This is a genomic window from Streptomyces lydicamycinicus, assembly GCF_000829715.2.
GTDB lineage: Bacteria > Actinomycetota > Actinomycetes > Streptomycetales > Streptomycetaceae > Streptomyces > Streptomyces lydicamycinicus.
On sequence record NZ_BBNO01000003.1, the window covers coordinates 165,339 to 186,974 of the forward strand.

Sequence of the window (21,636 nt, forward strand, 5' to 3'; positions counted from 1 at the left end):
ATGCCGGCGATGATCATGAACGGCCATTGCAAATCCTTCAACGGCGACGGAAAGCGGGATCTGCTGGTTCGCCACGACACCAGTGGTGAACTGCTGGTCTTCCCGCACAGCGGAAAGTTCGACGGCACCCGCACCTTTCTCGACCCGGTCAAGATCGGTGAGGACTTCCACTGGGAGAAGCACCTCATCATCCGGACCATCGACATCCGCGGCAACGGACTGGCCAGTGTGCTCGCCGGCAGCGAGGAATCGGTCAACACCGAGCATCCGCACGGGGTCTACCTCTACGAGAACAAGGGCGGGCTCAACGGCCTGAACACCCTGAGCGAGCCGATCCGGATGTCCGGCCGCCGCGACGACGGCCGGATCTGGGAGAGCATCGGCGTCGCCGACGTCAGCGGGGACGGCAAGGACGACACCTTCGGCCGGGAGAGCGAACTCGGTCATGTGGACTGGTTCCGCAACACCGGCAACGTGGTGGAGAACGACACCTTCGACAAGACGCCGCAGCGGCTGACCGTCACCGAGCCCACCGACTTCCCCTTCGGGATGGCCGATGTGACCGGCACCGGCCGGCTCGATCTGCTGATCCTGCGCGACAACGGCGATCTGTGCGTCTACGAGTTCCCGCCCGGACCGGACGGCTTCCTCGGCGACGGAGCCGGTCAGGGCACCTGGTACACCGTCGGCAACCTCGGCGCGGACTGGAACCCGCTGGAGGACGCGCTCGCGGTGACCGATATCGACCTGGACGGCAACCCCGATCTGTTGGTCCGGCAGCGGGACGGCGTCCTGGTGGCGTACGCGCACTCCGGCACGTTCGACCGGAAGAAGCCGATGAACACCTTCCACCCCCCGGTCGCCGTCCTCCAGGACTGCGCGGAGTACCACACGCTCACCTGATCCACAGGCCCTCGGTCGGAGTCCGCGTATGAATGCCCTCGACGAAAACCCCTCACTGATCCAGAAGTTGCACGGGCTGTCCCGGCCCGAGCAGGACCGGGCGCTGCTGGATCTGGTGTGCCACCACGCCCTCGGCGCGCTGCGCCGCGTCCGGCCGGACGACGCACCGCGGACCCTGGCCCCGGACCGCCCCTTCACCGACCTCGGATTCGACTCGCTCACCGCGGCCGATCTGCATGTCCGGCTGGTGGCGGCCACCGGACTGCCGCTTCCGGTCACCGTGGCCTTCGACCATCCGACCCCGGTACGACTGGCCCGGCAACTGCGCGCCGGACTGCTCGGTGCGGACGGCGGGGACGGCACGGAGACCACCTCCGAGCCCCCGCGGCAGGCGGCTGCGGCCGACGACGCGGACCCGATCGCCATCGTCGGGATCGGCTGCCGCTACCCCGGCGGGATCGGTAGCCCGGAACAGCTGTGGCGGCTGGTCGCCGAGGGCGGCGAGGTCATCACCGGACTGCCCGAGGACCGCGGCTGGGATCCGGAGACCCTGTACGACCCGGACCCGGACGCCCCGGGCAAGACGTACGTCCGCCGCGGCGGATTCCTCCACGACGCGGCTGACTTCGACGCGGAGTTCTTCGGGATCGGCCCGCGTGAGGCGCAGGCGATGGACCCGCAGCAGCGGCTCGTACTGGAAACCTCGTGGGAGGCGCTGGAGCGGGCCGGTATCGACCCGACCGCGCTGCGCGGCAGCCGCGCCGGGGTGTTCCTCGGCGCCGAGCCACAGGAGTACGGGCCCCGGCTGACCCGGGCCGGCGGGCTGGAGGGCTATCTCTCCACCGGCAACACCACCAGCGTCATCGCCGGCCGGGTCGCCTACGCCCTGGGCCTGGAAGGCCCCACGATGACGGTGGACACCGCCTGTTCGGGTTCCCTGGTCGCGCTGCATCTGGCCTGCCAGGCACTGCGGCAGGGGGAGTGCTCGGTGGCCCTGGCCGGCGGGGTGGCCGTCATGGCCGCGCCCGGCACCTTCCTGTCCTTCTCCCGGCAGCGCGGCCTCGCCCCGGACGGCCGGTGCAAGGCATTCTCGGCCGACGCGGACGGCACCGGCTGGTCCGAGGGCGTCGGCGTCCTGGTCGTGGAGCGCCTCTCCGACGCCCGCCGCGCCGGGCATCCCGTACTCGCCCTGGTCCGTGGCTCGGCGGTCAACTCCGACGGCGCCTCCAACGGGCTCACGGCACCCAACGGCCCCTCCCAGCAGCGGGTGATCCGCCAGGCCCTGGACGCCGCCGGACTGGACCCGCACCAGGTCGACGCGGTGGAGGCGCACGGCACCGGCACCAAGCTCGGCGACCCGATCGAGGCGCAGTCCCTGATCGCGGCCTATGGCACCGGACGAACCGAACCGCTGTGGCTGGGCTCGGTCAAATCCAACCTGGGCCACACCCAGGCCGCCGCCGGTGCCGCCGGAATCATCAAAATGATCATGGCGATGCGGCAGGAACTGCTGCCCCGCACCCTGCATGTCACCGAGCCCACCCCGCATGTCGACTGGGCGCAGGGCAAGGCCGCACTGCTCACCGAGGCACGCCCCTGGCCGCGCACCGACCGTCCGCGCCGGGCCGGTATCTCCTCGTTCGGCTTCAGCGGCACCAACGCGCACATCATCCTGGAACAGGCCCCGCCCGCCCCCGCGCCGCCGCCCGCCACCGCACACCCCCCGGTCCTCGCGCTGCCGGTCTCCGCGCGCACTCCCGACGCCCTGCGGGCGCAGGCCGCCCGGCTGAAGTCCTTCCTCGACGAGCACCCCGGGCCGGCCCTCACCGATGTCGGCCGCGCACTGGGCACCACCCGGGCACAGCTGGAACACCGCGCGGTACTGGTCGCCGCCGACCGGGAGGAGCTCACCCGCGACCTCGACGCCCTGGCCGCGGGTGCGCCGGGGCCGGGCGTCCGCCAAGGACAGGCAGGGTCCGGCGCGGTCGCCGTGCTGTTCACCGGCCAGGGCGCCCAGCGGCTCGGGATGGGCCGCGAACTGTACGCCGCCCACCCGGTGTTCGCCCGCGCCTGGGACGAGATCTGCGCCGAGCTGGACGTCCATCTGCCCGGCCCGCTGCGCGCCGTGGTGTGGGCGGAACCGGGGAGTCCCGAGGCCGCCCTGCTGGACGAGACGGTGTACGCCCAGTCGGCGCTGTTCGCCCTGGAGACCGCACTGTTCCGGCTGCTGGAGTCCTGGGGGCTGCGGCCGGACTTCCTGCTGGGCCACTCCCTCGGCGAGGTCACCGCCGCGTATGTGGCGGGGGTCTGGTCGCTGCCCGACGCGGCCGCCCTGGTCGCCGCCCGTGGCCGGCTGATGCAGGAACTCCCGGCCGGTGGCGCGATGGTGTCCGTACGGGCCACCGAGGAGGAGGTCACCGCCGAACTCGGCCGATTCGAGGGGCGGGTGGGCCTCGCCGCGGTCAACGGGCCGGCCTCGGTGGTGCTCTCCGGGGACGAGGACGCCGTCACCGAGATCGCCGCCACCCTTGCCGCGCGCGGCCACAAGACCCAGCGGCTGCGGGTGAGCCATGCCTTCCACTCCCCGCGGATGCAGCCGATGCTGGACAGCTTCCGCTGGGTGACCCGGGTGATGTCCTACAAGCCGCCGAAGATTCCGGTGGTCTCCAACCTCACCGGCCGGATCGCCACCGGCGAGGAACTGTGCGCACCGGACTACTGGGTGGACCATGTCCGCGGCGCCGTCCGGTTCGCCGACGGTATCCGCGCGCTGGCGGACCACGGGGTGCGCACCTTCCTGGAAGTGGGGCCGGACGCGGTGCTGTCCGCGATGGCACCGGACTGTGTGCCGGGCGAGGACCGGCCCGTGTTCCTGCCCACCCTCCGCCGCGACCGCGCGGAGACCCGAGAGGCCACCGGTGCCCTGGCCGCTGCCTGGGCGCACGGCGCGGAGGTGGACTGGGCCGCGTTCCACGGCGGTTCCGGCCACCCGGTGGACCTGCCCACCTATGCCTTCCAGCGGCGGCGGTTCTGGCTGGACGCGGGGGACCAGGAGCCGGACGCGGCCGCGCTCGGCCAGGCCGACGCCGGGCATCCGCTGCTCGGCGCGGTGATCGAGTCCGCGCAGGCGGACACCCGCTCGTACACCGGCCGCCTCTCGCTGCGCTCCCACCCCTGGCTGGCCGACCACGCCATCAACGGCGCCGTCCTCCTGCCGGGCACCGCCTTCGTCGACCTCGCACTGCACGCCGGTGACCACACGGGCTGCCCCGTCCTGGCCGAACTGACCCTGGAAAGCCCGCTGGTGCTGCCGGAATCCGGTGCGATACGGCTCCAGGTCGAGGTGGCCGCACCGGACGAACAGGGCGACCGCGGGGTCCTGGTGTCCTCCCGTGCCGAGGACGATCCGGACGAGGTGCCCTGGACCCGGCACGCCACCGGCCGGCTCACCGCCACCGCCCCGGACCACGACGGCCCCGACCTGCGCGTCTGGCCGCCGGCCGAGGCGGAACCGGTCGATCTCGGCGGGCTCTACGACGGTATGGCGCAGCGCGGTTACGACTACGGGCCGGAGTTCCAGGGCCTGCGCGCCGCCTGGCGCCGTGGCGCGGAGGTGTTCGCCGAGGCCGCACTGCCCGAGGGGGCCGCCGGCACGGACTTCGCGCTGTCCCCGGCGCTCCTCGACGCGGCCCTGCACGCCCTGGACCTGGGGGAGTTCGTCCCACGGGACGGACGGCCCTGGGTGCCGTTCGCCTGGGCCGGGGTGACCCTGCGGGCCGTCGGCGCGAAGGCGCTGCGGGTGCGGCTGTCCGCAGCGGGGGACCATGCGGTCGCCCTGGACCTCGCCGACTCCACGGGCGCCCCGGTCGCCTCGGTGCGCTCCCTGGTCTCCCGGCCGGTGGCCGCCGAACAGACCGCGGCGGCCCGGAAGGGCGTGGTGGCCCAGTCACTGTTCCGGCCGGAATGGAGCACCGTGGCCACCCCGGGCACACCGGCCGGCGACTGGGCGCTGCTGGGCGACGGCGACGGCCCCCTCGGCCGCGCGCTACGGTCCGCCGGGGTCCGGATGCGGTGTCACACCGAGCTGTCCGCCATGGACGTACCGGACCTCCTGGTGGTGCCCTGCGCCCCCGCCGAGGGCGCGCCGCCCGAGGCCGCCCGCCACACCGCGCACCGCGTCCTCACGCTGCTGCGGTCCTGGCTCGCCGACGACCGGTTCTCCGGCTCCCGGCTCGCCCTGGTGACCGAGGGCGACGACTTCGCGGCCTCGGTGGTCTGGGGCCTGGTGCGCTCGGCGCAGGCCGAACACCCGGACCGGATCACCGTGCTCGACGTGGATTCCTGGCCGGCCTCCGGCCCGGCCGTGGCCGGTGCACTGGCCACCATGGAGCCCCAACTGATGCTGAAGGACGGCCAGTTGCGCTTGCCGCGGCTGGCGCGGGTCACCCCGCCGGACACCGGTGCGGACTGGGACCCGGAAGGCACCGTGCTGATCACCGGCGGCACCGGCGGGCTCGGCGCTCTCGTCGCCCGGCACCTCGTCAGCGCGCACGGGGTGCGGCACCTGCTGTTGGTCAGCCGCCGGGGACCGGACGCACCGGGCGCGGCGGACCTGCGCACCGAGCTGACCGCGCTCGGCGCCACCGTGACCGTGGCCGCCTGCGATGTCTCCGACCGTGCGGCCCTGGCCGGGCTGCTCGCCGGGATCCCCGCCGCGCATCCGCTGCGCGCCGTGGTGCACGCCGCCGGGGTGCTCGACGACGGAGTCCTCACCTCGCTGACCCCGCAACGCTTCGACGACGTCTTCCGGCCCAAGGCGGAGGCGGCCTGGCTGCTGCACGAACTGACCGCGGATCGGGAACTCACCGGGTTCGTCCTGTTCTCCTCCACCGCCACCTTGCTCGACGGGGCCGGCCAGGCGAACTACGCGGCCGCCAACCTGTTCCTCGAAGCGCTCGCCCGGCACCGCCGAGCCACCGGCCGCCCGGCGACCGCGCTGGCCTGGACGCTGTGGGACGAGGCCGACGGGATGGCCGGCCGGCTCGGCGAGGCCGGTCTGCGCCGAGCCGCCCGGTCCGGTTTCCCGCCGCTCGCCCCGGCCGAAGGCCTGGCACTGTTCGACGCCGCGCTCGCCACCGCGGAGACCACCCTGGTCCCGCTGCGCATCGACCAGGCCGTGCTGCGGGCCCGTCCCGGCGGCGTCCCCGCGCTGCTGGCCGGGGTGGTCCGGGCACCGTCCCGGCCTGCCGCCGACGCCCAGGCACCGGCTCCGGCCGCGGAATCCCTGGCCACCCGGCTGGCGGCGCTCTCCGCCGAGGAGCAGCGGCGCACCCTGCTGGGCCTCGTCCGCGGGCAGGTCGCCGAGGTCCTCGGCTACGACCGCCCGGACGCGGTGGTCAGCGGCCGGGGCTTCCTCGAACTCGGCCTGGATTCGCTCGCCGCGGTCGAACTGCGCAACCGGCTGACCGCCGCCACCGGGGTGACCCTGTCCTCCACGCTGGTCTTCGACCACCCCACGCCCGAGGCGGTCGCGGAGCACTTGGCCGGCCGCCTCATCGAGAGCGAAGCGGACCGGACCGCCTCGGTGTTCGCCGGAATCCGCCGGCTGGAAGCGGAGCTGGCGGCCGTGGCGCCGGACGACGAGGAGTACGCCGGTGTCGCGGCCCGGCTGCGCGGACTGCTCACCACATGGACCGAAACGCATCGCCCCGAAGAGCGGCCGGAGGACTCCGCCCTGGGGGCCGCCACCGCCGAGGAACTCTTCGACATCCTCGACAGCGAACTGGAGGCCGGCAGATAACGACCAGTCCCCCCACGGTCACCGGCCCCGGCCCTCAGGGGGCCGGTGACGCCGGGGGAACGGCTACCAGCGGACCGGCATCGCGTGCAGTCCGAACACGAAGTTCTGGTATTTGAACGGAAGTTCATCCATCGGCTTGTCGAGCCGCAGAGCGGGAATCCGCCGCAGCAGCGTGCCCAGACCGATCTCCAACTCGGCGCGGGCCAGATTCTGCCCGATGCACTGGTGCACCCCGTACCCGAACGCGATGTGGTGCCGGGCCTTGCGGTGGATGTCGAACGTATCGGGGCGCTCGAAGACCCGCTCGTCCCGGTTGGCCGACGCGCTCAGCACGAAAATGCCCTCACCGGCCATGATTTTCCGGCCGTCGATCTCGATGTCCTCAACGGCGACCCGGTCAAAGGCCGCCCAGTCCGACACGGAGTGAAACCGCAGCAGCTCATCGACGGCGCCGGGCAGCAGCGCGGGGTTCTCGCGGAGTTCGGCCAGCTGCTGCGGATGCTCCAGCAGGGTCAGCATGCCCAGCGGAAGCATGTTCGCGGTCGCCTCGTGTCCGGCGGTCAGCAGCAGGAAGGCCATGCCCACCAGCGCCGCACGGGTCAGCTCACCGCTGCCGACCTGTTCGTTGATCAGCCGGCCGATGAGGTTGTCGCCGGGTGCCCGCACGGCCGCCTTGACCAGCTCGTCGAGGAAGTCGATGAGCCCCTCCATCGCCGCCTTGACCTGCTCGGGCTCGGCGTCCAGCTGGACCAGTGTCCTGGTCGCGGACTGGAAGTACTCGTGATCCTCGTACGGGACGCCGAGTAACCGGCAGATGACCAGCGAGGAGAGCGGCAGCCCCAGATCCTCCACGAGGTCCGCCGGGGAGCCCTTCGCCAGCATGTCGTCGACCAGCCGGTCGGTGATGCGCTGGACCTCCGGCCGCAGCTCGTTCATCCGCCGCGCACCGAACTCGGAGATGAGCATGCGCCGGTAGTGACCGTGCCGGGGCGGATCCAGGTTGATGAACTGGCCCTCGTGGAACTGGGCGATCTCCGCCAGCTCGGTGAGCTGCTCGGCGGTGAGCGGTTCCGCCCCGTCCGTGCCCTCGTCGGCCGGCGGCTCCTGGGGCGGCCGGACGCTGGGGAAGCCCGGCCGGCTCGCATCCGAGCTGACCCGTGGGTCGGTCAGCAGCTGCTGGGCCTCCGCGTGCCGGGTCACCACCCACGCGGTACCGCCGTGCGGCAGCTGCACCCGCACCAGCGGGGAGTCCGCTCGCAGCCTTTCGTACTCCGGTGGCGGGGCGAAGGGGCAGCGCCGGGACATGGGGAAGTTCAATTCCCGCACCGACCCGTTGCTGTCAATCTCCGTCATGGAATGCTCCCCTCAAGGTAATTACCAGGCGACAGGCCAGGAACTTATTAGCGAGAGGTAGCGGCGTCAAGATCCAAAAGTTTTTGCCGGGCATTTATGGAGGCGTTCGCTATTGCGCGCCAGACGTCCCGAGGAGCGGCGAGCGGCGGGCGAAGAAATGCCCTCGCATTACCCATTTCGGGCGCCGGTTCGGCGGCGGATGAATAATCCGAAAAACGTCCGCCATGCAGGGTGAAACCCCTGCTCAACTCACCGGACCCGGGTGGAATAGGGCGGCGCTATGCGGTGAATCGTCCGTGCGTATGCGACCGCGCCCCGGCGGTGGGCGAAGCGACCGCCACGGGCACCAGCGGCGACCCGTCAGGCGGCCGGGGGGTAGAGCTACCTCCACCCTTTCTTGGGACCTAGCTGGGATGTCCGAGGGACCGTCTCCGGCCACCATGGAGCATGTTGAAGAGCCTCGTGGGGAGAACGAACCGTGCACGACACCGATCTGACCAGGCCGCGTACGCGCCACCGAGCCGAGGCCGGAAAGTCCACCGGCCACCTGCCGCACCCCTGTGCCGACCACCCCCGACAGGGCAGCCGGCAGCTTCGGACCGGTGATGCCTGATGGTGACTCCTCCACTGCTCTTCCTGCGGGGCCCGGGTCCCGCACAGCCCTTCGACTCTCAACTGGGGGAGACGTGAACCACTCGGCCGAGTCGCATTCCTCGTCCGTGACCGACGCACCGGAAAAGGCTGCCAAGGACGAGCCGAAGAAGGTCCCGGAGAATTTCCAGGACCAGCTGGCCTACGCCTGGGAGTACATCGGCGGGGTCTACGGCACGATCCTGACCATCCTGCCGGTCATCACCTACATCGTGGTCAACGCGCTGACCAGCATGTGGCCGGCGATCTGGGCCTCCATCGGCACCGCGGTCCTGGTGGGAATCTTCCAGCTGCTGCGCAAGGAGAAGCTGGCCGCCGCGTTCGTCGGGCTCGGCACCGTCCTCATCACCTCCGGCGTCGCCGTGTTCGTCGGTGAGGCCAAGGGCTACTACCTGCTGGGCAACTGGATCACCGTCGGTATCGGGAGCATTCTGCTGCTGTCCGTCCTGGTGCGCCGGCCCCTGATCGGTCAGGTCTGGTCGGCGGCCAACCTCCAGGGCACGTTCTGGCGCAAGGACCGCAAGTCGCTCTTCTACTACGACGTGGCGACGCTGCTCTGGTCGTTCCTGAGCTTCTCCCGGTTCGCGGTGGAGCGGTGGCTCTACAACATGGACGAGACCACCTGGCTCGGCATCGCGCGGCTCGTCATGGGCTGGCCGCTGACCTTCTTCGCCGTCATGACCAGTATTTGGGCGGTCCGTAAGGTGGACGGGCGGCGTAAACTGCACGACCCGAATTACAAGGATCCCAAGCAGCAGGAGGAATCCGAGGAGAGCGGCCCGGTGGATACGGAGACCGCAAAAAGCCGCGGAGAATAGCGACGCCGAGCCCATGCAAGACGGTGGGCGAGGCGACCCCCGGTGAATGCCCCTCCCCCGTGTCGGTGGCGGTTCGCGAACGTCGCTGCCAGGGGTATGACACCGCCACGATTTCCGGTCCGTTGTTGCGGATCGGAAATCGTGGTTTCTGCGCCCTTACCGTAGGGGCGTCCGCGGAGGGTTAGGGGTTGCCGACGGCACGGCCGGCAAGCACTGTCGTGCGAGGGGATTCACCCGTACGGAAATCTGAGGGGACGCACACGTGAACGCGCACGCCGATGAGGATCTGTGGATCCGACGGTTCCATCCCGCGCCGGAGGCGGCGACCAGGCTGGTCTGCCTGCCCCACGCCGGCGGCTCGGCCAGTTTCTATTTCCCGGTGTCCAGGGCGCTCGCCCCGGCGATCGATGTGCTGGCGGTGCAGTACCCCGGCCGTCAGGACCGCCGGACCGAGCCCTGCCTGGACGACATCGCGGACCTCGCCGACGAGGTGACCGAGCGGCTGCTGCCCTGGACCGACCGGCCGCTGGCGATCTTCGGACACAGCATGGGCGCCACCCTCGCCTTCGAGGTGGCGCTCCGTCTCGAACAGCGCGAGATCACCCTCCAGGCCCTGTTCGCCTCCGGCCGCCGGGCACCGTCCCGGCACCGCGAGGAGACGGCGCACCTGTACGACGACGCCGCCCTGGTCCGCGAGATCAAGGCGCTCAACGGCACCGAGTCCCAGACACTGGACGACGAGGAGATGCTCCGCGCGGTGCTGCCCGCGCTCCGCAGCGACTACCGGGCCGCGGAGACCTACCGCTATCAGCCGGGGCCGCCGCTCAACTGCCCCGTCTACGCCATGATCGGGGAAAGCGACCCGAAGGTGAGCATCGACGAGGCCCGTTCCTGGGTCGACCACACCATGGGCCGCTTCGAGTTGCAGACCTACCCCGGCGGGCACTTCTACCTGAACGCCCAAGCGCCCCGCATCATCGCCGCCATCTCCCAAGCGGTGTCGGCGACTTCCGGAACCGTCTGACCGCGGAGAGATGACGAGGGCCTGCACCGCCCGGTGCAGGCCCTCCGCACGCGGCCCGAAGACCCCGCAGGCTCACTCCGGCAGCCGGACCGGCGCGATCTCGTGGAAGACATCGCCGGGACCGGGATTCTCCGGGGCCGTGCTGCCGCCGAGGTGATTGACCACGCCCCAGACCGCGTTCAGCGCCGTGGTCACGGCGCCCTCGGCGAATCCGCCGGTCCAGGAGATGTCGTCGCCGCACAGGAAGAAGCCGCGATGCCGCGGATCGAGCTCATGCTGCATGAAGTGGCTGAACAGGCGGCGCTGGTAACGGTAGTGACCGGGCAGGTTGGCCTTGAAGGCCCCCATGAACCGCGGCTCGGTCTCCCAGGTGATCGTCAGCGGTGCGCTGATGAGGTGCGAGCGGATGTCCACCCCGGGATAGATCTCGCCCAGTTTGGTCAGCAGCAGCTCCAGCCGCTGCTCCGCCGACAAGGTGGCGAACTTCAGGGAGTCGTCGTTCCAGGTGTAGGACAGGCACATCACACCCGGCCGGTCCGGGCCCGAGTCGAAGAGGTAGACACTGCGCGGCATCCGGTCCGTGAGGGTCATACCTATCGCCATCCGGCCGGTGTCCGGATCGGTGTCCAGCCAGAACGGCCGGTCCGTCAGCACGAACACCTTGGAGGAACCCATGTAATGGGTGCGTTCGACGGCGCTCCACAGGTCGGCCGGGAGTAGCTCCGGATCGCTGTCCACATGATTGAGCAGGGCCCAGACGTGCGGGCTGAACACCACGGCCGGATACCGGTCCCGGCGTCCGTCGGCGTCCGTCACCGTATAGCCCTCGGCATCGCGCCGGATGCCCACGGCCGCGGTCCGGGGAGCGCCCCCGTGCAGACCGGCCAGCGAGGTGCCGGCCGGCCAGTGCGCGAGCCGGTCGGGCCGAAGCGTCCACAGCCCACGGGGCACTTGCTGGGCGCCGCCCTCGATCGTCATCTGGTCGTCGTCCGCCGCGGTGCAGACGACACGGAGGATCTCGATAATGGAATTCGGGAAGTCCGTGTCCCAGCCGCCGGTGCCGAAACCGACCTGGCCGAAGATCTCCCGGTGCCGGAAGGACGCGAAGGCCGGACTGGTGGCGAGGAAACCGTAGAAGGACTGGTCGTCGTACTCCTTGACCAGCTGATTCCATATCGCCTTCAGTACGGGTATATCGCGGCGGCGGATCGCGTCCTGCAAGCTGGAGAGTTCGGCGCGGTCCTGCAACGCCTTGGCCCAGGCATCCGCGACTTCCTGGAACTCCGAGGGCAGATCGGCCGCCGACCGCGCCCGGTGTGTGCGTCCCTCCAGATTCACCAGAGTGGCGGGAGTGCAGGCCGCCAGGGGATTGGGGAACGGCGAGGTACGCAGCCCGAGCGCGTCGATGTAATGGAACAGCGTGGTCGCCGACAGCGGAAAGCGCATCGCGCCCATCTCGGCCCGTAACGCGGGATATTCCGGGAACGGCACCGAACGCATCCGCCCGCCGAGCTGCTCGGCTTCGTACACCACCGGCCGCAGCCCGAGCCGCATCAGCTCATAGGCCGCGGTCATCCCGGACATCCCGCCGCCGATCACCGCCACCGGAGTGCCGTGCCGATGCCGGGGTACGGCGCCGAGCCCGGCCGGATGTCGCAGCCAGTCGTCATAGGCGAAAGGGAAATCCGGCACGAACATGGTCACTCGTTCCGAACTGGCCAAGGTCATGAGGCAACCTCTCGATCGGTCGCGGTCGGAGCGGATCCCGATACCACTCGGGTCGGCGTTCCCGCAGAGCGGAGTGCCGGCACGCGCCGTACGAAGTTCCCCGTGGGCCACCGGTATTCCCCGGTGGGAACCTAATTTCTGCGCATAACGCGCGGCAACCCCTACCGACCCCGGCTTCGCAAAGCCGGACCCGCAGACCCGTGCGCACCCCCTGAAGGCGATTCAGGGGTATCTGCCCACCGCGTCCGGAGCGTATTTTGCCCGCCTCTTCGGACCGCCGGCCAAGAACTCCACATACCGGAATTCCGTGCCACCGGCCGCGCTGTTTCGCTGCGGGCGGGGCCGGCTTCCAGGCCCCGGGATTACGGTCCGGCGCCATATGGGGCGGCATCCTGGAGAGGGAAGTGCCCCCTCTATAGACTCGTCAGGTGAGCAGCGAAACCGAGGTGCCGCGTCCGGAGCAGCTGGACGAGGACGATCTGCTGCTGGCCAACGCCCTCCAGACCGCGCCCCGCGCGACATGGAGCGAGCTGGGAAAGGTGCTCGGCCAGGACGCGGTGACACTGGCCCGCCGATGGGAGCGCCTCAGCAGCAAGGGCCTGGCCTGGGTCACCCCCGCGCTGGGCCCCGGTCTCCTCTACCGGACGTGCCGGGCCTTCGTCGAAATCCACTGCGAGCCGGGCAGCGCCGCTCAGGTATCGGCCGAGCTGTCCCACCAGCCCCACGTGCTCACCCTCCAGCATGTCGCCGGCACCTATGACCTGTTCGCGATCGCCTTCACCCCGGACTTCGCCTCGATGTCCGACTACCTCCTCACGAGCCTGCCCCGGCAGGAGGGCGTCGTCCGGGTCCGTTCCCATCTGGTGACCCGCAACTTCCGCACGGGATCGCAATGGCGCCTGGGCGTGCTGAACCAGCGCCAGGAGCGGACCCTGCTCCGCACCGGGCCGGAACCGCAGGGCGCCGAGGCCACCGCGTACAGCACCTGGGAGCGCGAACTGATCGTCGCGCTGAGCAAAGACGGCCGGCTCCGCTACTCCGATATCGCCACCGAGCTGGGCGTCACACCCCGGACCGTGCAGCGCCGGCTGAACCGGCTGCTGGGCAACCGCGACCTGCTCCTGCGCTGCGATGTCGCCCGCCCCCTCGCGGGCTGGCCGACCGGCGCCCTGCTGTGGCTCAACGTCCCGGACGAGCGGCTGGAGGAGGCCGGCCGTACGCTCGGTGCCTTCCCGGAGACCCGCAGCTGCGCGGCGCTGTCCGGCGCGAACAACCTGCTGGTCACCGTCACCCTGCACTCGGTGGACGCGCTCCACGACTGGGCGGTGCAGCTGCGCCAGGCGCTGCCGTACGCGCAGATCGCGGACCGTTCCGTGGTGCTGCGCCAGGACAAGCTGTGCGGTCATCTGCTGGATGTGTGGGGACGAAGCCGTGGCGTCGTCCCCCTCGACATCTGGCGGCCGAGCGGCCTCAGCCGGTGACGCGGGCGCTGCCCGTACCGCCGCCGGTGACGCGTACGCCGTCCGTACCGCCGCCGGTGACCGGGAGCGCGACGGCCGGCCGCCGCAGCCCCGCACCGAGCGTCCGCTCGATCTGCCGGGCCAGCCGCAGCACGCCGAGGTCGTCGCCGCTGCGCCCGACGATCTGCACCCCGACCGGCAGCCCGTCCGCCGTGAAGCCGGCCGGCACCGACAGGGCGGGCACACCGAGCACCGTGAACCAGTACATGGAGCGCATGCAGTCGAGATAGTTCTCGCTCCTGGTGTGCCCGATGCGCTCCGGCCACAGCTGATCCGCGCTCCACGGCAGCACCTGGGTCGTGACCGTCACCAGATAGCGGTACTCGCGGGTGAATTCCACGAACCGCTGGAAGAGCAGCCCGCGCAGCTTGTGTGCGCGCATCAGACCGGCCGAGGTCGTCGCCAGCCCGCTCTCGATGTCCTGGCGCACCCTGATGCCGAAGGCCTCCGGGTTCGCGGCGTACCGGTCACCGTAGTTGAGCGCCCGGTACCAGCCGCGCAGTGTGCGAAACGCCTCGTCGGCGCCGGTCATGTCCGGGGCCGCGACGCCGACCTTGCGGGAGATCCCGGCCAGGGCCCCGGGCACCGGCTCCATCGCGGTGCGTACGGCGTCGTCCACCGCCAGTTGGCCGCCGAGGTCCGGACTCCACGCCACCGGTACGTCCGAGAAGTCGTCCTCCAGACCGGCATGGAACCGGGACGGATCGCCCAGGCCCCAGGGGGACCTCGGATCGGCCCGGGTCAGCACCGCCATCTGGAGCGCGACATCGTCGACGGTGCGGCCGATCGGGCCCTGGATGCTCAGCGGCGCGAACGGATCGGTGGCCGGCCACATCGGAACCGTGCCCACCGAGGGCCGCAGCCCCACCACATTGCAGAAGGCCGCCGGGTTGCGCAGCGAGCCGCCGGTGTCACCGCCGTCGGCGAGGGCCACCATGCCCGTCGCGACGGCGGCCGCCGCACCCCCGCTGCTGCCACCGGCCGTCAGGCTCAGGTCGTACGGGTTGCGGGTGGGGCCGAACAGCTCGTTGGTGCTCTGGATGCCCGCACCGAACTCGGGCACATTGGTCTTGCCCACCGTGACGGCCCCCGCGTGCACCAACTGCTCCACGACCAACGCGTCATGGTCCGGCACATGGCCGGCGTAGAGCGGAGAACCGTACGTCGTCCGGATGCCTTTGGTCGGGGCGAGGTCCTTGTGCGCGACCGGGAGGCCGTGCAGCGGGCCCAGCAGCTCGCCCCGTGCGACGGCGGCATCGGCGCGGGCGGCGAGCTCATGGGCGCGGTCCTCGGCGAGCGTGATGATCGCGTTGACCTTCGGGTTCACCGCGTCGATCTGGGCGAGGTGCGCATCAAGGATCTCGCGCGCCGACACCTCACGGCGCCGCTGGAGCTCCACCAGTTCCCGGGCCGGCAGCCACAGGAGGTCATTCTCGGTCACAAAGATCAGCAGTCCTTGCCTTGGTCGAGGGGGGATGTGCTTACGGCAGATGGATGGGGGCGCCGGGGCCCAGCGGCAGATCGAGGAAGTAGAAGCCGGTGAGGATCACGGTCCAGACCGTCGCGAAGGACAGCGCGAACGGCACCAGCCGGGAGATGACCGTGCCGAGTCTCAGCTCGGGCTGGTACTTCTGTGCCGAGACCAGCGCGAAGTACAGGAAGACCTGCATCGGTGTGATCGCCCCGGTCACGGAGTCGCCGATCCGGAAGGCCGCGTGCATGGCGGCGGGCGACAGGCCCAGCAGCATCCCGGCCGGCACCATGACGGTGCCCAGGATCGACCACAGGGCGGAGCCCGAGGTGATCAACAGATTCAGCAGCGAGGTCACCAGGACAACGGCGAGCAGAATCCCGAATCCGCCGAGCCCGACGGACTTCGCACCGTCCGCGAGTCCGATGGCGAACAGCTTGCCCAAGTTGCTCCACGTCAGCAGATTGATGGTCTGCGCGATCGCGAAGACGAGCACCACGAACCCGGACATGTCCCGCACCGCGCCGATGAGGTGCGGATAGACGGCACGCGCCTCCTTGCCGACCCCGCCGCAGCGGGCGTAGACGACACCGAAGACGAAGAACAGCCCGGACAACACGAGGGCGAGGCTGTCGACGAAGGGGGAGGGCGCCAGCACCCCGTCCGCCCCGCGCAGCGGACTGCCCGGCAGCAGCCACGCGGTGACCATCGCCGCGGCGACAGCCAGCGTCACCCCACCGCTGATCAGCAGCGCCCGGCGCTGCGCCGGGGTCGCCAGGGCCTCCGTGGCCGCACCGTCCTCGGCTCCGGAATGCGCCGGGTCGTACTCGGGGTTCCAGGGCGCCAGCCGGGGTTCGAGCACCCGGTCGATGAGGAAACCGCCGACCAGGGGCAGCAGGAGTCCGGCCGTCGCGGTGAAGAACCAGTTCATGGCGATATGAACGTGATAGCCGTCGATGCCCGGCAGCAGATCCGCCGCGCTCTTCGTGATCCCGGTCGTGGTCACATCGAGAGTGCCGAGCAGAATCCCGCCGTCATAGCCGCTCCCCACGCACACAAAGGCACCGAGCAGGCCCGCCACCGGGTTCCGTCCTACCGCCTTGAAGACGATCGCGGCCAGCGACGGCAGCAGGATGTAGGCGGAATCGGCCAGTACGTGCCCTTGACACGCGACGAAGGCGACAAGGTACGGAACCCAGCGCCGCGACACCCGCAGGAACGCGATCCGCATCAGACATTCCAAGGCGCCGGTACCCTGCGCGACCCCTATACCCATCGCGATGACCAGCACCGGCCCGAGCGCGGGGAAGGCCATGAAGGAGTCGATGGCCGTGGCGAGAAGATGACTGAGGCCCTCCGGCGTCAGCGCGCCGAGCACGGGAGTCGGGCTTTTCTCCCCCGGCACCTGAACTGTCACATCGAAGGCGGCGATCACCGTCGACACCACAGCGACCAGCCCGAAAATGCCGGCGAAGAGCACAAACGGATTGGGTAGCCGGTTGACCGATCGCTCCACTCGTCCCAGCAATCCGTCCAGCGGAGGCGCGTTCCGATCCAGTGCCTTCATTGCTGCCTGCCTCTCGTCCCGGAGCGTGTCGACGGTGTGCGTGCGCGCCACTATCGGGTGGGCGGTGCAAGACTCAGGAAAGCTGAAGGAGAATGTCTATCGAAGCCTCGATTTCGCAGAAAAACGGCCATCGAGGCCTCGTCCGTTGGCTCGACTCGACTCGACTTGGCTCGGCTCGACGCGACTTGGGTCGGCTCGGCCGGTCGGATCCGCGGCGCCGCTTGACGGTTACGGCCGACGGCCCGCCCTCAGCAGCCGACGGGTCAAGTGACGGTGCGTCCTTGACCTGGCCTTCCGCTTACCATGTCCCGGTCAACTGATCACGGCGGGGGAGCGGGGGAGAGAGCCGAGGGCTTTCTTCACCCTCGCAGCCGAGGCACCGCCCGCCGTAACCGGTGAGCGCGCGCTCGGCCCAAAGCCACAACTGCAAAGGGACGTCATGCGTTTCCACCGAATACTTGCCACTGCCGGAACCGTCTGCGCCTTGGCGTCGGTCTCCGCTTGCGGCCTGCCCTCCGTGGGTTCGCCCCAGGACGCCGGGGACTTCCTCCGGTCGACGCTCCACTGCGAGAGCGTCGACATCGCCTCGCCTCCCGAGGTGCAGCGGGTGGAAGCCATGGGGATGACGGGCATCAACGGCGGCGGCGAGTGCGAGGACCCGGCGGGCGGCGGCGGTGACGTCGACTTCCTCACCGTCGAGGACATGGAGGCGTTCCAGACCGCCGTCAAGGGAGACGAGGACGAACAGGACGACCTCATGATCGGCGACGACTTCGCCGTCGACCCGAGCAGCGACGACCAGCGGCGCCAACTCCTCAAGGCCGGACTGCTGTTCCTCAACTGCACCCCGGACTTCAAGGCCCCTTCCGGCAATTCGACGGACGACGGCGAGATCGACGGCTGCTTCACCACCGACTACTCGGACGACCTCGACTGACCTTCGCTGACGGATCTGCGCGGTGTCCCGAGTCGGCCTCGTCCGCGCAGATCCGGGCTTCCCCCGGCCACGTACGTGCCGCGCCGCCTGCGACCGGCGGGACCGCGGAGCCCCGGAAGGAACAAGCGCGGAGACCGCGGGAGCCCCGGAAGGAGCAAGCGCCGAGACTGCGGAGCCCGCGGAAGCAACAAGCGCAGTCCCGCAAACCGGCCGGGACGAGACGAGGCCACGCCCGCAGCCACATGCCCTTGCACCCGAACCAGCCCTACCCATCGGCGAACGCGGCACGCAACTCCTTGCCATTGACGCTCACGACCACCCCGGCCAGCAGTAGACCGCACACGCCCTGCTGCATCTTCAGCCACAGCGGAAAAGCTCCGGGTACCACGATGATGACCGCAATGGCCACGAGCATGATGCCGGAGGCCCATCGCAGCCGGAGGTAGGAGCGACGGTGGCCTCGGGCCGCCCGAGCGGCGAAAGATGCCATGAGCAGGGAAGTGGCTACGACGATGCTCGCGCGGACCCAGACGGCATCGGTCACGAGGTCAGGGTGGTTGCGCAGCAGGATGATGGCGAGGAGCGTCAGCGCACTGAAGCCGGCATAGCAGCCGACGAGCAACTTGGCGCTGCGGAACGCCTGCTGTACGCGTGGCCGGCTCAGCCTGTCCTCGGAAACCCCGGCGGGGCGCGACCTGCGGGTGTTCATCATGTCCCTTCCGTTTTCGTGCACCGCCCTCCAGGCGGTCGTCTCCAGGATCCGGCCCACCCGCCGCCAGTTCCTCGTCCACCCGGACGAAGCGCGCTCCCGCCGCTGTCAGGGGCTCGCCGGGGCTGCCCCGTAATGGATGCCCGTCAGTGCTCTAAGGGTTGCGGCGAGAGGCCTGGTCAGGGGCCGCCCGGGTAGCCGCCGTCGGCGATCGTCATGGTGTTTCCGACGGCCCGCCTTCGCCCCGGATTCCTCCCACGTCTTGCAGTCGTTGCGGCTGCCCGGCAGGGGGCGACGACGACCATGGCCGGACTGGTGTCGGCGTCGATGGCGACCTGGTGGTTGGTGGAGTAGCGGTCGTTCCAGAGGCGCGCGCGTTGCCATTACGGCAACAATAGTTGCCGTCCGGGCGTGGTGGTCGCAGCCTGACGCTCGACCAAAGGCCGTCGACAACAATCAGGAGGCCACACCATGACCACCCGCGAAGGCGTTGGATCCGCACTGAGCGCGGACGGCAACGGGCCGCTGGGCAACCGCGTCCACCATGTTCGGGCTGGTGAGCTGGAGGGCCATGCCGCCATCAGCGGCGGCACGGTCGGCTCGAAGAGGCTCTGGATGGGCCTGGTGGAGAATGCGCCGTTGAGCGCAACGGACAACCACCATCACGGCGAGTCCGAGGCGGGGATCTACGTGGTCAGCGGTCACCCCGTGTTCGTCTTCCACGACGGCATACAGGAGGTACGGATCTCCGCCGATCCTGGCGACTTCCTGCTTGTCCCCCCGTTCGTCCCGCATCGCGAAGAGAATCCCGACCCGAACGAGCCCGTGGTCGTCGTGATCGCACGGACCACGCAAGAGCCGATCAAGGTCTCCGTACCCGAGCTGTACCAAGTCAAGGAGACAGGCACGCGATAGGAAGGAGACGTGGACCAGTTGATCGGGTGAAGCACCCGCGCCCCGTTCCAGACAGTCCGGTCGAACTCCTGCCGTGTGGATGATCGGTGCCGGCCGCACCGTCACTCACGGAGGAGCCGGACGCGACGACCCCGGAAGCGCGCTCGTGCGACCGGGGTCAAGCGAACTCCCGCCGGAGACCGCACAGCCCGGACGGGCTGTCGCGTCCCCCATCCCGCCTGGAGATCATTTATGGGGCGGCCCTTAGGGCGAACACACCGATTTCCGCAGCTTCCCGGACCGGCGCCGGCTGGCCGGCCCCGGGACCCTAGCCGGCTTCTGGTTCGGTCGAAGCGAAGTCGTACACGGCCCACTCCGCGATCGGGAGGTATCCGAGGCGCTGGTAGAGGGCGTTGCTGGTGGGGTTGGCCGGGTCGGCGTACAGCACGACGTCCGTGGCGCCTGCGGTCAGCGCGGCCTGGCTCACCGCGGCCGTCACGGCGCCCGCGTAGCCGCGACCCCGGAGGTGAGCCGGGGTGTAGACGGGATCCACCCGGACCATGCCGCCGACCATCGACGTCGCGCCTGCCACGGAGACCGGAGTGCCGTCCGGGGTCTCCCAGAAGGTGAAGTGTTTGTCGGCGAAGCGTGTGCCGGCCCAGGAGGCCGCGTCTATGGTGACGGCCTCCCTGACGTCCGTGGTGAACTCGCGCAGGAAGAGCATGAGTTGCTCACGGTCCCGCTCGCCTACGAGTCGGGCCCGGCCCTCTGGGACCGGCGTTGGTGGGGCGAGGGCGCCGAGGCGGTACAGGCGGATCCGGTCGCGCAGTGTGGGTGTTGCGCCGGTGCGCCGCTGCCACGCCTCGGCGAAAGCAGTGGCGGTGCCGTGGTCCGCGCTGACGAAGGGAAGGGAGTGCCCGAGGGTGGCCAGGTGGGCGGCGAGGGTGTCGGCGTGCTCGGGGGCGAGGTGGGTGAGGCTCAGGCCGCGGATGAGGCAGAAGGTGGCGTGGACCTTGCCCGCTCGCTCCAGTCGGCCTAAGACGGGGGCTGGGGTGCCGAATGCGTCCGTTCCGCGTGTGCGCAGTCTCTCGATCGTTGTCAGCGGTGTGGTGTGCAGGGCGGGGCGCGAGCGCAGGAATTCGCCGGCTCGGGCGAGGAAGTCGTCGACGTCTTCGGTGAGGTGCCAGTCATCCGGGCGCATGCTTCATGATCCCGGATGGACTCGGCTGCGGGGAAGGGAATGCCCGGAGACCAGTCATCGTCATGCCTGAAACATGCTGCCCACCGCGGAGTGTGCGGTGCCCCGGGCCCCCGCTCACTCCCTTCACTCCCTGGTCAACGGGGTGAGCCGGTAGGAGTCGCCGTGTGCGTGCACCAGGCCGCCGGTGGGGGCGGGGAAGTGGGTGCCGAGCAGCAGGGTGTCGGTGTCCGCGAGGGAGGCGAGCAGATGGCGGCGGGTGGCGGTGGCCTGGTCGGGGTCGGTGTCCACGCAGCTTCCCATGGTGGGGTCGAGCAGTTGGACGGGGTGGTGGATGCAGTCGCCGGTGATCAGAGCGGTGGAGGTGCGGCCGCGGAGCTCGACGGCGAGGTGGCCGGGGGTGTGGCCGGGGGTGGGGATCAGACGGATGCTCGGCGCGATGTCGGTGCCGTCCGCCGGGATGTCGATGAGGTCGAGAAGGCCGGCGTCCTTGATGGGGTGGACGGAGTCCCGGAACATCTGCTGCCGGGCTTCGTCCATGTCCACCGCCGCCCAGTGGTTCCACTCCGTGCGGGATGTCAGATAGCGGGCGTTGCGGAAGGTGGGCTTCCAAGTGGCGCCCTCGGCGTATGTGTTCCACCCGACGTGGTCGGTGTGGAGGTGGGTGAGGATCACGAGGTCGATGCTCTGGGGCGGGAAGCCGGCGGCGTCGAGGCGTGCGAGGTAGTCGGTGTCGAGGTTGTTCCAGGCGGGGTTGGCGCGCGGCTTGCCGTTGCCGATACCGGTATCGACGAGGACGCGCAGGCCGTCCACGGAGAACGCGAAGCTGTGGCTGCTCAGCCGCAGGACGCCGGCCTCATCGGCGAAGTCGGGCCGTAGCCAGGGTGCTTGGGCCACCACGTCAGGGGTGGCCGCCGGGAGCAGCCAGGGGCCGGTCTGCGGGGGCAGGGCGACCTCGTCGATGCGGTGGATGGTGAGGTCGCCCAGGTCCCAGGTCGCGGGCGTGCTGCCGGCGGAGGGTGTCGAGTGGTGGTGCATCGGCGTTCTTTTCCGTTCCTTCGCT

Annotated in this window: 13 protein-coding genes and 2 pseudogenes; 7 read left to right on the top strand and 8 right to left on the bottom strand. The window is 70.3% G+C overall.

Annotated features, from left to right (window positions below):
* Both TU31_RS09645 and TU31_RS09650 read left to right on the top strand, forming a co-directional pair.
* On the top strand, positions 1–903 hold the full coding sequence (locus TU31_RS09645; protein ID WP_042152192.1) for an FG-GAP repeat domain-containing protein: 903 nt from the start codon (positions 1–3) through the stop codon (positions 901–903).
* A 28-nt stretch (positions 904–931) separates the two neighbouring features.
* Positions 932–6,703 (top strand): annotated as a pseudogene (locus TU31_RS09650) (type I polyketide synthase); the annotation flags it as partial.
* A 63-nt stretch (positions 6,704–6,766) separates the two neighbouring features.
* Here the strand turns inward: TU31_RS09650 and TU31_RS09655 are convergent.
* Positions 6,767–8,056, bottom strand: coding sequence for a cytochrome P450 (locus tag TU31_RS09655; RefSeq protein WP_042152198.1), 1,290 nt, complete (start codon positions 8,054–8,056; stop codon positions 6,767–6,769).
* 719 nt (positions 8,057–8,775) lie between these two features.
* On the opposite strand from TU31_RS09655, the gene TU31_RS09660 reads away from it, so the two are divergent.
* Complete coding sequence (locus TU31_RS09660) at positions 8,776–9,525, top strand: DUF3159 domain-containing protein (protein WP_158894322.1); 750 nt, start codon at positions 8,776–8,778, stop codon at positions 9,523–9,525.
* 262 nt (positions 9,526–9,787) lie between these two features.
* Complete coding sequence (locus TU31_RS09665; protein ID WP_042152201.1) at positions 9,788–10,549, top strand: thioesterase II family protein; 762 nt, start codon at positions 9,788–9,790, stop codon at positions 10,547–10,549.
* 72 nt (positions 10,550–10,621) lie between these two features.
* Here TU31_RS09665 and TU31_RS09670 read toward each other — a convergent pair whose 3' ends face one another.
* Positions 10,622–12,277, bottom strand: a complete 1,656-nt coding sequence (locus tag TU31_RS09670) for a flavin monoamine oxidase family protein (protein ID WP_042152206.1) — start codon at positions 12,275–12,277, stop codon at positions 10,622–10,624.
* 428 nt (positions 12,278–12,705) lie between these two features.
* On the opposite strand from TU31_RS09670, the gene TU31_RS09675 reads away from it, so the two are divergent.
* Entirely contained in the window at positions 12,706–13,758 is a 1,053-nt protein-coding gene (locus tag TU31_RS09675; protein WP_042152209.1) for an Lrp/AsnC family transcriptional regulator, read from the top strand.
* Here TU31_RS09675 and TU31_RS09680 read toward each other — a convergent pair.
* Both TU31_RS09680 and TU31_RS09685 read right to left on the bottom strand, forming a co-directional pair.
* Positions 13,748–15,238 (bottom strand): amidase, encoded by a 1,491-nt coding sequence (locus TU31_RS09680; RefSeq protein WP_042152211.1) that lies wholly within the window; start codon positions 15,236–15,238, stop codon positions 13,748–13,750. The genes TU31_RS09675 and TU31_RS09680 overlap by 11 nt on opposite strands.
* A gap of 40 nt (positions 15,239–15,278) precedes the next feature.
* On the bottom strand, positions 15,279–16,835 hold the full coding sequence (locus tag TU31_RS09685) for an AbgT family transporter (protein ID WP_042152212.1): 1,557 nt from the start codon (positions 16,833–16,835) through the stop codon (positions 15,279–15,281).
* 517 nt (positions 16,836–17,352) lie between these two features.
* On the opposite strand from TU31_RS09685, the gene TU31_RS35840 reads away from it, so the two are divergent.
* The gene (locus tag TU31_RS35840; RefSeq protein WP_158894328.1) at positions 17,353–17,772 is read left to right on the top strand and encodes a hypothetical protein; all 420 of its coding nucleotides are present in this window, start codon (positions 17,353–17,355) and stop codon (positions 17,770–17,772) included.
* A gap of 265 nt (positions 17,773–18,037) precedes the next feature.
* Here TU31_RS35840 and TU31_RS09695 read toward each other — a convergent pair whose 3' ends face one another.
* Together TU31_RS09695 and TU31_RS36670 are read right to left on the bottom strand one after the other, a co-directional pair.
* A complete protein-coding gene (locus TU31_RS09695) occupies positions 18,038–18,484 on the bottom strand; it encodes a hypothetical protein (protein WP_245698478.1) in 447 nt (148 codons plus the stop codon).
* Between the two features lie 185 nt (positions 18,485–18,669).
* Positions 18,670–18,843, bottom strand: a pseudogene (locus tag TU31_RS36670) (IS5/IS1182 family transposase); the annotation flags it as partial.
* Positions 18,844–18,952: 109 nt separating this feature from the next.
* Here TU31_RS36670 and TU31_RS09700 point away from each other — a divergent pair.
* A complete protein-coding gene (locus tag TU31_RS09700) occupies positions 18,953–19,396 on the top strand; it encodes a cupin domain-containing protein (RefSeq protein ID WP_042152215.1) in 444 nt (147 codons plus the stop codon).
* A gap of 307 nt (positions 19,397–19,703) precedes the next feature.
* Here TU31_RS09700 and TU31_RS09705 read toward each other — a convergent pair whose 3' ends face one another.
* Positions 19,704–20,576, bottom strand: coding sequence for a GNAT family N-acetyltransferase (locus TU31_RS09705; RefSeq protein ID WP_042152217.1), 873 nt, complete (start codon positions 20,574–20,576; stop codon positions 19,704–19,706).
* A 123-nt stretch (positions 20,577–20,699) separates the two neighbouring features.
* Complete coding sequence (locus TU31_RS09710; protein WP_042152220.1) at positions 20,700–21,611, bottom strand: MBL fold metallo-hydrolase; 912 nt, start codon at positions 21,609–21,611, stop codon at positions 20,700–20,702.
* Between the last annotated feature and the right edge of the window lie 25 nt (positions 21,612–21,636).